General features: G+C 34.6%; 9 protein-coding genes and 3 pseudogenes. 3 read left to right on the forward strand and 9 right to left on the reverse strand.

Going from position 1 to position 12,966, the window contains the following annotated elements:
- Window positions 1–8: 8 nt before the first annotated feature.
- On the reverse strand, window positions 9–806 hold the full coding sequence (locus tag prwr041_RS09685; RefSeq protein WP_207153594.1) for a DUF4382 domain-containing protein: 798 nt from the start codon (window positions 804–806) through the stop codon (window positions 9–11).
- 302 nt (window positions 807–1,108) lie between these two features.
- A complete protein-coding gene (locus prwr041_RS09690; RefSeq protein WP_207153595.1) occupies window positions 1,109–2,029 on the reverse strand; it encodes a putative 2-dehydropantoate 2-reductase in 921 nt (306 codons plus the stop codon).
- Between the two features lie 570 nt (window positions 2,030–2,599).
- Between prwr041_RS09690 and prwr041_RS13780 the strand changes: the two are divergent.
- Together prwr041_RS13780 and prwr041_RS13785 are read left to right on the forward strand one after the other, a co-directional pair.
- Window positions 2,600–2,671: pseudogene (locus prwr041_RS13780) on the forward strand (hypothetical protein); the annotation flags it as partial.
- Between the two features lie 1,125 nt (window positions 2,672–3,796).
- Window positions 3,797–3,934 (forward strand): annotated as a pseudogene (locus tag prwr041_RS13785) (IS982 family transposase); the annotation flags it as partial.
- 57 nt (window positions 3,935–3,991) lie between these two features.
- Here prwr041_RS13785 and prwr041_RS09700 read toward each other — a convergent pair.
- From prwr041_RS09700 to prwr041_RS13790, 3 genes and pseudogenes are all read right to left on the reverse strand, one after another.
- A complete protein-coding gene (locus tag prwr041_RS09700) occupies window positions 3,992–5,728 on the reverse strand; it encodes a thiamine pyrophosphate-dependent enzyme (RefSeq protein ID WP_207153596.1) in 1,737 nt (578 codons plus the stop codon).
- A gap of 40 nt (window positions 5,729–5,768) precedes the next feature.
- Window positions 5,769–6,830: a sodium:calcium antiporter gene (locus prwr041_RS09705; RefSeq protein ID WP_207153597.1), complete on the reverse strand. Its 1,062-nt coding sequence runs from the start codon at window positions 6,828–6,830 to the stop codon at window positions 5,769–5,771.
- A gap of 126 nt (window positions 6,831–6,956) precedes the next feature.
- Window positions 6,957–7,453 (reverse strand): annotated as a pseudogene (locus prwr041_RS13790) (IS30 family transposase); the annotation flags it as partial.
- A 645-nt stretch (window positions 7,454–8,098) separates the two neighbouring features.
- Here prwr041_RS13790 and prwr041_RS09715 point away from each other — a divergent pair.
- Window positions 8,099–8,965 (forward strand): SDR family oxidoreductase, encoded by an 867-nt coding sequence (locus prwr041_RS09715; protein WP_237072203.1) that lies wholly within the window; start codon window positions 8,099–8,101, stop codon window positions 8,963–8,965.
- A 316-nt stretch (window positions 8,966–9,281) separates the two neighbouring features.
- On the opposite strand, the gene prwr041_RS09720 is transcribed toward prwr041_RS09715, so the two are convergent.
- From prwr041_RS09720 to prwr041_RS09735, 4 genes are all read right to left on the reverse strand, one after another.
- A complete protein-coding gene (locus prwr041_RS09720) occupies window positions 9,282–9,950 on the reverse strand; it encodes a hypothetical protein (RefSeq protein WP_207153599.1) in 669 nt (222 codons plus the stop codon).
- Between the two features lie 160 nt (window positions 9,951–10,110).
- The gene (locus prwr041_RS09725; RefSeq protein ID WP_207153600.1) at window positions 10,111–11,220 is read right to left on the reverse strand and encodes a TlpA disulfide reductase family protein; all 1,110 of its coding nucleotides are present in this window, start codon (window positions 11,218–11,220) and stop codon (window positions 10,111–10,113) included.
- Window positions 11,217–12,266, reverse strand: coding sequence for a TlpA family protein disulfide reductase (locus tag prwr041_RS09730; RefSeq protein WP_207153601.1), 1,050 nt, complete (start codon window positions 12,264–12,266; stop codon window positions 11,217–11,219). The genes prwr041_RS09725 and prwr041_RS09730 overlap by 4 nt, the downstream gene beginning before the upstream one ends.
- A gap of 7 nt (window positions 12,267–12,273) precedes the next feature.
- Entirely contained in the window at window positions 12,274–12,966 is a 693-nt protein-coding gene (locus prwr041_RS09735; RefSeq protein WP_207153602.1) for a fibrobacter succinogenes major paralogous domain-containing protein, read from the reverse strand.

Genomic DNA, 12,966 nt, shown 5'->3' on the forward strand with positions numbered 1-12,966 from the left:
CTTGTTGTCTATTTTTTCAAAGTGAGGTTTCCTAAATGAACATCTGTTCCACCAACGATTTGAATACCAGACTTGATAACTGTTATATTTTTAGTTGACAAATCTTCTGCTTTCAAATCATAAGTACCACTAAACAATCCATGTAATTTGAAATAATTATTCTGTATGGTATCTGATAGAGTTGAAAGGGTGTCATTTGTTGATGTCACAGTAAAGATTCTCATCGCTGTCTTTGATGGTTGTAGATTACCATCTATAGCAGATGAATTGGCTGTTATATAAGAGCGAATAACAGGCTTCAATAGATAAGATCCACTATTACCTTGTTTTACAATTGAACGCGAAGCATCAAAATCGATGATTATTTTATAGCCACTTGTTAATTGGGCAACTGATTGAACATCTAATTTTAATCCAGATGTCTGTCCGCTTGGAGTTTTTAATGAAACAGTAGTACCATTATTTAAAACAACAGTATTGTTATCTCCCAAGACTAAGCGAATTTGTTGGACTTTTGCTCCTGCATTAAATTCCACATTCGACAGCAAAGAATCTTTTCCATTTGAAAAGTGTAACAAGTCAACAGTACAAGGTTTAATATCCAATGTTGTCCAGCTTTGCCCATCAAGAGAGCATTCTATGGATTGGATGTCAATGTTTACAGATTTATATCCTTCAAGAGAAGGAGCATCCGTCAAATAAAAGCCAACAGTTGCTTTGCTTTCTTTATCAGAGTTGTTATCGTTATTGCTACATGAATATAGTCCGATAAGCAGTAAACATAAGAAGAAGAGTTTTTGTTTCATCATTTATCTTTTTTGTTAGATGTTCGTTATTTTGCAAATTTACTATAATTCTGTTAATGGACCAAATAAAATATATGTATAATGTGAAAAAGGATATTTGTTGTATATTCTTACTTTGTGCTATCCTTCTATTCTGTTATATTAATATGTTACATCTATGCCAGTTTTATGTGTCTTCACCCATAGATATAAATAAATGTTTAAGCGCCTATTTATTGAATATAAGTATGTTACATTTAATAAATAGGCGCTAGCCAAGTGTTGTCAATGTGATGGTTCCTATTATTTTCTCAATGACAATTCTATTTCAAGTATTGACTTTCAATAAATGACAATTGTTTTTCAAGCATTGCTGCCATCACCATATTATATCCATTCTTCTTAGCCTCTTCTATTGAGCGAGAATAAAGATATTTAATTTCCATCGGGCGTTTGAAATCATAGTCAAGTTTCATACTTGGAGAATAGGGTGGCATTACTTTTGTCATTTCAATCGTCTTATCTGCCAATGACGAGTCTATATTCTTAACTCCAGCATGCTGAGCGGCTTCAATCACCTCGATCATCATTTCGTGTAATAATTTCTCTGTATCAGGATTTGCCATCAACTGGTCTGTTGTCGTATTTAATACAACAGTCATTCCATTAAAAGGAATATTCCATACTGCCTTTTTCCAACGAGCTTCTTCATAGTCTACTAGTTTTGTGTCTACACCAGCCTCGTTTAAATCCTTGATGGCTTCTTCCAGTAAAGAAATGTCACTACAAGAGTAAGCCCCAATATTAATCTTACCTAAGCTTTGATGATTAATGCGTCCTGGTTCATTCTTGCTTGCACAAATAAATGCCAAGCCTCCCGCAAGGTTCAAATCTGGAAAAAATTTCTGTAAATCACTTTCCAAGCCTATTCCATTTTGGATAAGTATCACTATTGTATTTTTGTGCAAAAGAGGAGGGAGCATCTCTTTCAACAAACCATTATTAGTAGATTTCAAGCATACTAGCACAATGTCACACTTTGGCATATCCTTTGTGCTTCGGTAAGCGTTAACTTCCGGCAAATGAAAATCACCATCAACAGAGTCAATCTGTAATCCATTAGATTTTACAAATTCATAATCTGAATGGAAGAGAAAATGAACGTCTTTACCTGCTTTTGCTAATTTACCTCCGCAATATCCACCAATAGCTCCTGATCCTATTATTCCGTACTTTAATGTCATATTCAATTTTTTTTATACCTATATTTATGTTGTTGTCAAAGCAAGACAATAATGTCTTTGCAATCACACTACAAATATACAATAAATATCTAATAGAATATAAGATGTAATCATTTTTAAAATAATGGGTAAGTATAGCTAATGTCAATAGTGTAATTTTGTCGCATATCTCTATCTTTTATTTATAAAATGATAACTATATTGTTATAATCACTTCCTATTAGTCATTGATATGTGTTTTGTAAGATCTTATTCTTTTCACGTTGTTTTGCAACTCTTACTGAACGAAGCGAACAAACAACATATCCTATTCATCCAAACGATCTGAAAAAAAAATATTTTGTCAGAGATACAATCTTGAGTAGTCTTCATGTACCTCCTGTAATAAGGAATCTTGCAAAGGAGGCATGTATGAGTGAAACAAAATTAAAACGTCTTTTCAAACAAGTGTTTTGTGATAGTATCTTTCATTATTATGAAATACGCCGTATTCAAAAAGCAGCAGAACTCCTATAAGTAGAGACACGAACAGTTTCAGACGTAGGTTATACGTTAGGATTCACAAATCTCAGTCACTTCTCTAGAATATTTGAGAGAGTAATAGGGATGAAGCCAAAAGCATATTGTAAACTTCATCATTAAATATGATTTTACTCTTGTTCACTTAAAGTGATTAGCATTTAGTGTAGCGTATTATAAAATAGATGTTTTGAGCCAAGATTTCTCGGTGATGATTTGAATTTTGCACATTTAAGCTGTCTTCCCTGCGTTTTTGGTGTTTTTTAGCTACGAAGCTACGGCTTCTCTCGCAAAGCCTATAAACAGAGGGATTAACGATACGTAGCTAAGTCAATTTAGCTACGATAGCTACGTTCTAGCTACGTTATCTATTTCTGCTTATATAATGTACGTGCATGCACGCGCATACCTAGGGTTTTGAAAAATATAAGCGTCGGAGTGTCAACTTGCTGAATACCAATATTTTATCGACGAATTTGACTAATAAAGGTGACGATGAATTGGCAGTCAAATTTCAAGTTTTGCATGCGTTTCCATATAGAAACAGTTACGTTTCTATATAGAAACGCAAACGTTTCTACGATGTTTTACCTCCTATTGCTTCGTAAAACGCAATGCATTCCTTCGTAAAACGCACGGCAAAACATCGAAAAACGCATCGAAATACTTCGTAAAACGCAATGCGAAATGAAGAAAAATTTCACCCATATTTTATCGACGAAAACCGTCACTTTATTCTACTAGAAAAAGAATTCTAACAAATTGAAACTCAATGGATAGGCACTACGACACTTGTTATTACGAAAGAGTCTGAGTGCGCATACGCACGCACGTGTGCTAACAATGTGTTGCTCCAGTAATTAAAACTTTGGCTAACAGGCTAACCTAAATCCTATTGCATGGGCAAAAATTTCGCAGTATCTTTGCGGAGAATTCAGAGGAATTCAGCAGAATAGTTAAACAAGCTTGAAAATTCTGTTCTCGTTTACTGTATCAATTCATACATCCTCAGTTCCTCAGATGCAGCCAACGTTTCTTTGACAAATTCACTCATGAAATACATTCCATCGTTAAAACGACACAAAATTACGTAGCTAGAACGTAGCTTGCCGTAGCTAAATCCAGCAAACTACGTATCGTTAATCCCTCTGTTTATAGGCTTTGCGAGAGATGCCGTAGCTTCGTAGCTAAAAACATGAGAAGACTCTAAGTTTGCAGAATAAAAGCTATAGAATCTTTCCTTAAGTTGTTTCCTATAACAGGTTTGTAGAACTAGAAAGCCGTGTATTTTTTTTATTTATGTTTTTTCACACAATGAATACTTTGGGTCCTTGTACAGGTATAAGGTATCTAGATCGTACGATGATTCCTGTATGCCATAAAGTTTTTCTTCATCAGGGGCCAACTCATTGAATATTTTTTATAATCAGTTATTTTCTTCGATCAGATCACTTCGGTAATATGTTTATAGTTGGACTTAATGATCTTAAATATTTCATCTACACGTCCGCTTATCATCATTTTCCCCATATAAAAAGCAAAACCTTTCATCTGGTCAAACTCCAGTTTAGGAGGCATGGCAAGAGCATTCGGATCTGTCTGAATGGTAATTAATGCAGGACCATCTTGTAGAAAGGCTTTTTCTAATGCTGGTCTAACATCTGCGGGATCATTAATTAGAATTCCGTACATTCCCATTGCTTCAGCTAATTTCACGAAATCAGGATTCAACATATCCGTTTCTATGTCAGGAATTCCTGCTACTTGCATCTCCAGTTTTACCATGTTCAATGAACGATTATTAAAAAGTACAATCTTTACAGGTAAATTGTATTGAACAATCGTCATCAAGTCACCCATCATCATGGATAAACCGCCATCACCGCAAAAGGCAATCACTTGTTTGTCAGGACATGCAAACGCTGCGCCAATGGCTTGCGGCATGGCATTGGCCATTGATCCGTGATTAAATGAACCCAACATTTTTCGTTCACCGGTTCCAGCAATATAGCGTGCAGCCCATACACAACACATTCCTGTATCTACCGTAAATATGGCATCCTTGTGAGCCAACTCATTTATCACAGAAGCAACATATTCAGGATGAATAGTATTTGGTTTACCAGGATCGTTTACATATAATAATAAATTCTTTTTGACTACATCGTAAAACTTTAATTGGCGATTGAGAAATTTAGCATCTTCTTTTGTTTCTATAAGGGGCAATATGGCTTGTAGCGTGTCTTTTACATCACCACAAAGACCCATCTCAAGTTTTGCTCTTCGTCCAAGATTTTCCGGTTTAATATCAATTTGTACAATTTTATTATGAACAGGCATAAAGGGTGTATACGGAAAATCTGTTCCTAATAATATAAGCAACTCACATTCATGCATGCTTTGGTAAGCAGAAGGGACCCCCAGTAAGCCGGTAAGCCCCACTTCATAGGGATTATCATACTGAATTGCCATCTTTGCCTTATAAGAATAGGCCACCGGTGATTTTAATTTTTCGGCAAGCTGAATAATCTCATCATGTGCTTCTGCAGCCCCAAGTCCGCAATAAATCGTGACTTTTTTGTGCGTATTTATTATTTCGGCGAGTTGTAACAGTTCATCCTCGGATGGTCTGACAATAGGTTTGTTACGAAATAGCCTTGTTGTAGTTTCGGCTTCTTCTGCAGGAAGATTCGTGATGTCACCAGGCAGCCCAAGAACAGCTACCCCCTTTTTATGTATGGCATGTTGAAGGGCGGTTTGTAGCATACGAGGAAATTGCGTTGTTGTTGTAGCCATTTGATTATAGCAACTGCAATCGTCAAACAGCTTGAATATGTTTGTTTCCTGAAAATAGTCGGTTCCAAATTCACTGGTAGGGATCGTGGAGGCAATGGCCAATACGGGAGCCGACGAACGATGTGCATCATACAAACCATTGATCAGATGAACATGTCCTGGACCACTACTACCCGCACAACATGCCAGACCGTTTAACTGTGCCTCTGCACTGGCTGCAAAAGCGGCAGTTTCTTCGTTTCGGACATGAACCCACTTGATCTTGCCATTACGATGCACTGCTTCATTTACATGATTAAGACTATCTCCTGTTACGGCATAAATTCGTTGAATTCCTGCTGCAATTAAGGTTTCCACCAGTTGATCAGATATATTTTTACTCATAATATAGATTTTAAATAATACATAATTTATAATTTTTCCACTAAATAGCAAATAATCCTAGTAATCCGATTAAATAAACGATCATTACAATGAATGAATCAATACCCATCCTTAGTATTTGCTTTCGGGGACGGAATATTAAACCGCAGATATAGATAATAGTTAGAAGCATTGCTAACCCTGTAAGATAAATATCTGTTTTATGCGCTTGCGGAAGAACAGATTCACCCGAAATAACAGTTGCCACCATAAATAATACAGGCAGGAATGCATTTCCTCCGAAAATATCACTCATGGCCATTTGATAATCCTCCAATTTTACGGAAGTTAAACCTGTAGTAACTTCAGGCAGCGAAGTCGCAGCCGCTAAAATTGTAGCACCGAATAATACACCCGTCATTCCTATCTGTTTAGCAATGGCTTCGCCCGTTACTTCCAATCCCACACCGGCAACTAAAGTGACCAATGAGCATAAAGCAAAAATAAAAATAACAACTTGAATGCTTGTTCCTTTTTTTATAGCTAAATCATATTTCTTTATTTTGCTGTGTCCCCGCTTTTCTTTTTGACTGTTCGGAAGAACACCTAACTGATGCCAAGGCAAGTTAGTTCTTGCTTTCCCGATCAAATATATACCTACAATCCACACCAACACGATGATTACATCTATTGGCGCTACACCATGGAAAATAACCGAGGAGCCAAACTGATTGCCCACAATCACTAATGTCAACACAATAATAACCATTAATCCTTCCAACACTAATATAAGCGATGCAGCACGATAAGTAAGAGGATATTTTTTGCCCAGTCCAAACACATCCAACACCACAAGTACAACAGTTTGTAGAGCAATACCTCCCAGAATATTTCCGATAGCAAGTGCCATATTGTGCTGAATTGCAGCGCTTACAGTAATGGCAATTTCGGGGAGATTTGTTACAATTGCTAGTAAAATTAATCCACCCAATGCTTCACCCAAACCAAAGTGTATGGAAAGAATGTCGGCTGTCTCGGTTAATTTGATTCCTGCCAACCATATTAGTATTGCACTAACGCCGAATATCAGTAGAAGCATTGTTAACGAAAGAGATTCAATCATAATATATATATTGAGTAACAATTAATAGTCTATTTCAAATCTTTTAAAACCTCATTTTCTTCTTTGATTTTTACAGATAGCATAATCAAATTAAGTACCGTAAACAGAATTGAGGTGCAATACAAATGTAATGTCTCCAAAATCCGTACCCTTTGGGAAGTACTGCCTAATAAGTTCATTTGTGTTTTCAGTGGCTACTCTTTCCCATGAGTGATATGGTTTTGCAAAGTAAATAAAAATATTCAATTTATCTGCGATTTTTCGGGAAAACTGAATTCTTTTCCATTATCAGCCGTTATTGCGTGTATCATATCCTTAATTAATAGTGTTTTTATGGCAACTTCAGTCAGTGGGACGGCTTCTTTCTCACTTAATAATAGAATCTATACCAGACCTATGGCCCTATCATTGATAATAAGAAGGGATCCATTATGGTTCTTGCCAATCGCTGTGTCAATCTCTAAATCTCCGAATCTAAGCTTCTCATCTACGATAGAGGGTCTTTGACCAATGCCAATATGATTCTTGATAAATCCACGACCATTCGTCTTTGAACCACGTTTTGCATAGTGCCTTCCGCGTCGATGAAGATGCTTGTATAATTCTTTGCCACCTTGTCTCTTGGGACAATAACTTGAAAGTGAAGGTCTTTAACTCTACCTCTAAATAGCGATGTAAAGATAAGTAAATTATTTGTGGATAACGAATTTAATACTAAAAATGTTGTTGTTTTTATATTTTACAACATTAGTGTTCCGTTAAATATGAAATTATCATAGAAACGTGTTTTTGCAATCTCAAATCATCTAAAAATACAGTCGTCCTCTTAGAAAGCGCTCAATAATATTAAAATGTTTATTGTTATGTCTGTTTGATAATTTTTCCTTAGAATAAAGTTTGTTGATTATCATTGATATTCTTCAAATTGATAATTTGTTTTTAAGAAGTATGCGTGTGCTTGTATTATTTAGTGTGTAGTATGATGCATTAATACTTAACAGTTTAAAATCATTTATTAAAACTTTTAAATGACTTTCATTATAAGAAAGAGAATTCTAATCTTAATCATTTGTTGTAATTTCAACTACCCAAACACCGCTCAGTTCAACGGGCAATAAGCAAAAAGTTTAACACATGATTTGCATACTTTTACAAAAAAAATACTTAAATTTGTACTTAACTATTGATTTCATTGTGAAGTTTTATTTAAATACTCCATTGTATCATACATAACAGAACCAGAAATATAAACATACTCAAATAAAATGATGGAAAAATATAAAGTTTTAGTAGCTGGATCTACTGGATATTTAGGTCGGTTCATTACCCAAGAGTTGATAAATAGAGGTGCTGATACGACGATAATCGTGCGAAATAAAAATAGGATAAACCTAAAGGCACCGAATCTCAAAATCATAGAAGCACAAGTGACCCAACCTGACACTTTAATGGGAGTATGTGACAATATTGATATAGTGATTAGCTCTGTCGGTATCACAAGACAGAAAGATGGATTGACTTATATGGATGTAGATTATCAAGCGAATGTGAATCTGCTAAATGAGGCAAAAAAGAGTAAAGTAAAAAAGATTATTTATATTTCTGTTTTAAATGGCGATAATTTGCGTCAACTGAAAATTGGAGAAGCCAAGGAAAAATTTGTTGATGAACTAAAAACATCAGGTCTGGATTACTGTGTAATTAGGCCAAATGGTTTCTTCTCTGATATGGCAGACTTTCTCAATATGGCAAAAAATGGCAGAGTTTATTTGTTCGGAAACGGTGAATTAAAACTCAATCCAATTCACGGACAGGATTTAGCGCAAGTTGTTGTTGATGCCATAAATCAAAATGTTAAAGAAATCAATATTGGAGGTCCTGATCTACTCTCCCAAAACGAAATAGGAGAATTAGCTCTGAAAGCTTATTCCAAACCTGTAAAAATTATACATTTACCAAATTGGATTAGGATATTAGCAATTAGACTTATCCGCATTTTTACAGGTCCGAAGACTTATGGTCCTATAGAATTTTTCTTAACAACAATGAATATGGATATGACTGCACCAAAATATGGGAAACATCACATAGCAGATTTCTTTAATGAAAGAGTTAAGTCAAAACACTCTTCTTGACTAATTATGTCCATCAAAAAATGATTAGCATTTAATGGGATGTATAATATAAAATTACGAACCAATACTTCTCTATCGTGATTTAATATTTATATGTTCAGGCTGTCCACCCTGCGTTTTTTTGTTTTTTAGCTAACGTAGCTAAAAACACGAAAAACATAGGGAGCACATCAAAACACACAAAATACAAATCGTCACCGAGAAATCTAGGCTCTAAACATTTGTATGGTCATCCGCTACACTAAATGCTAATCACTTTAAGGGATACTCTAGTATTATACGATTAACGCCATCTAAAGAAATGAGATACTATTTTCTATTCAGCAGCACCATTTCTATAAATGTATGATGCATCTATACCTACCTGCTGAAGATCACTTGTTAGAGCTTTTAAACGACCTCCTTTAATAGGAAAAGAATAGTAGTCATAATCTTTTGTCACAACTTCAATAAGCTCTCCTTTGCCCAAAGAACATATCGTAACCTTTAATATATCCTCTAACTCAATAACAGATTTATGAATATAACCTTTAAGTATTAATTGGTTATCTTTTATTTTAACTGCAGGATGGCATAATAGCGTTGCGCCAACTAATATGCAAGCTATTCCAAATAGGTATTGAAAATTCAATTGCATAAAAGAATTATTCCCACTTCTGATAAAAAGAAATCCAAGAATAAACATCATGCAAGATGCTAATATAAAGAACATTTCATTAAGTAGACTTCTATATGATTCGTCTTCCACATCAATAGTTGGTAGGATGTTTGAATGGAGATTAAGAAATGGAATGTTATTATCATGAAGATAATGAAGTACTATGCTTACATTTTTTTTCTTTAGTTTGATACTTCTGTTTTTTCCATTATTAATTTGAAGAGTAAGTATTGGGTCCCCGTTAAACGTGCTGGGGTTTGCCATGAAATAAAATCCATTTACGTCATTTATTTGTTCTTCATTTTCTGGTAGTGTTATTGTTGCCATGCTTATAGTTATTAGTTAATGATACAAAATTACATTGTTTTTCTGAGAATTCAAAAAGTATAATGAATTAAAAAATAAATTTGATATAACAGTAATAGCCGAGTAAACTTCTACTCGGCTATTGTTACGTTCTATTATTTATAGTGTTATTTAATCTGTCTTATTTTAGGATTTCTGCTAATTTAGTCATCAGTTCATCTCCACGAAGATCTCTTGCTATGATTTCACCTTTTTGATTTATAAGTACTGTTGCTGGTATTGCTTGTACATTATATGAGGCTGCGCCCTTACTACTCCAGCCTTTTAAGTCAGACATCTGTTTCCATGGAATACCAAGTTTTTTAACGGCATTGCTCCATGCTTTTTTATCAGTGTCTAGGGATACGCCAACTATTTCTAATCCTTTTGAGTGATATTTATTGTATACTTTTATCACGTTTGGCATCTCTGCACGACATGGTCCACACCAAGAAGCCCAAAAATCTATAATAGTAAGTTTGTTTTTCTTTACTAAATCTGAAACCTTTATAACTTTGCCGTCTAAACCCGGTAAGGCAATATCTGTAAATTGTTTACCCGTTGATGTTTTGCTATCAGCTTCGTGCTGAGCTACTATTTTTTTATAGTATGGGTATTCACTATTATTAGATTTCATCAGATCTAAAATCTTCTTCTGATTTTCAGCTCCAAGTGCTTCGGAATAATATCCAAGGAGCATATCACTAATTGCAGATGGAATATGTTCACAGATAAATTTAGTTCTTAAGGCTTCTTGCACGTTATCTATTGAGTCTAACTCTGTTTTCGCTGCTTTTCTTGCAGCTTCACTTGCAGTACTATCATTCATAGTTTTCCATGGATCTGCAGATTTAGCAGAAACACTATTTTCGATCTTGCAGAACTCTCTCCATAGTTCTGTACTTACGCTACCTTTTACATCTGCAAGTTTTTTTGTTGAGTCATTGAAAATCTCAACTTGCATATCTTTGTTTTCAAGGATAATATCATTTATTGATAGTGGCTTTTGGTCTTGAATCAAAATAATAAATTTAAGAGCAGCAGCATCTTGTTTGCCACTGAAGAAAAATTTCTTATCCTTAATAACTGCTGAGTCTGTTGGGATAAAGTCAAAATATTGCATATCTGCAATATATACTTTATCTCCGTCTTTTGCAAAATCAGCTTTTCCGGAAATCTTATAACTTGCACTTTGTGCGAAAGCATGACACAGAGTAAATGCCGCTACAATTATTAAAAATAATTTTTTCATTTTTTGTTATCAATTTTTGTAAAATAATCATCTATTTCAGAAACATATTGTGGAACTCTTGCAATTTGTCCCTGTGGGTCTACAATAATATAAAATGGAACTCCTAAAATTAAATATTTTTCTAATAGCTGTTTGCCACCATCAATTGTGAGACAATATTGTTTCCATTCCATTTTCTCTTTTCTTATTGCATTTATCCATGGGGCATATTTGCTATCAGCACTAACCCCAATAATCGCGATATTGGGATGATTTTTTGCTACTGTTTTTAAGTCGGGTATAGAACTACGACAAATGCCACACCATGATGCCCAAAAGTCAATTAGTGTGTATTTTCCTTTGGGTATAATCTTAGTAAGTCTATTTGCTATCTTTTTTGTGTCGAATAACGGTAGATCAAGAATTGGTTCACCAACAGCTGTTCTCTTTGCAAATTCACAATTACGTCTGAATTCTGATAATCGCTCTGTGTCATCGGGTACAGAACTTATCAAATTTGCAATGTCTTGAATTTCAAGTTTTCTAAGTCCAGACCCTCCTTTTATTAAATCATTTGCAAGTTTTACAGATAGAACAGAATGGGGGTGATTCTTTATCCAGTCTAAAGGTTTGATTCCGGATAAGTTATATTCGTTGAAATCAGCTTGAGGGCGCCCACCTGTTATTCTGAAGTACTTTCCGATTGGAGCATTATTTGCTATACTATCATAAGCAGAAGCTGCAAATGTCATAGTTGTATCACTTACGAAAACAGTTGTATATGTCCAGTGTATTTTCTCTGTATCTTGATCATTGCCTAGTAAATTCAAATTATTAGTAGTAAGCGTACAAAGTGTTGGATGACTTAGCTTACCTCTTAATGTAAATTTCCCATTTTTTATAGTGTCAACGGCAATTTCTTTATTTTCAGAATTCTCTGCTGTCATTAGGCTTGCAACAATGCCATCTTTAATTCCGGGTATTGCACTTTTTATTGTAAATCCATTCTGAGCGATTGAAGTCGTAGAAATTAATGAAATTAAAATTCCTATTATATATTTTTTCATATTATTCTTATTTAGCGTCTCTTACAAATCTTACACTCATCATATTGTTTATCGGAGATTGATGGCGGTATACTTTACCTGAATTATATACGATCTTTCTAAAATATGCAGTCGAAGTATTTTTATCATACGTATCTGTCCAATAATATCCAAAGGCTTCAATATAATAAAATTTTGAAGCAATGGTAGTGCTGTTGCCATCCATAAATCCTCCATATTTGAGATTTAGTTGTGTGCCATCTTTCTCAGACATAAGTGTTGCTTGATAGCTTCCTCTCCATCCATCCGAGTTTGCCTCATTTTCACTCATATTAAGTGATATTTCAAGTTTCTTCCAGTCTTCGTCTGTTGGAAGTCTCCAACCTTCAGGAACAGCCAGTTTTGCTCCTTCATACGAATATAAATATCCATATTTTGCTACAGTTAATGAGTCATTTATTGAATTATCATCCCCTAAGATTTGCTGAGTTGTATAGATACTTCTAGTGTAGTCATCATTTGTATCATATTTTGCATTATCAGTAGTCCACTCCAAGTTTCCTATTCTCACATAGTTATATTCTTTTCCATCTCTTGAATCGGTGAATTTTCCTGTGTAATTTGGAAGTATGGTGGGTATTGTATCGTTGTCATCACTGCTACAGCTTGTTATGCACAACAATGTTATTATTATTAATAATGTGATTTTGTCTAATTTCAT

Source organism: Prevotella herbatica, assembly GCF_017347605.1.
Taxonomy (GTDB): Bacteria; Bacteroidota; Bacteroidia; order Bacteroidales; family Bacteroidaceae; genus Prevotella; species Prevotella herbatica.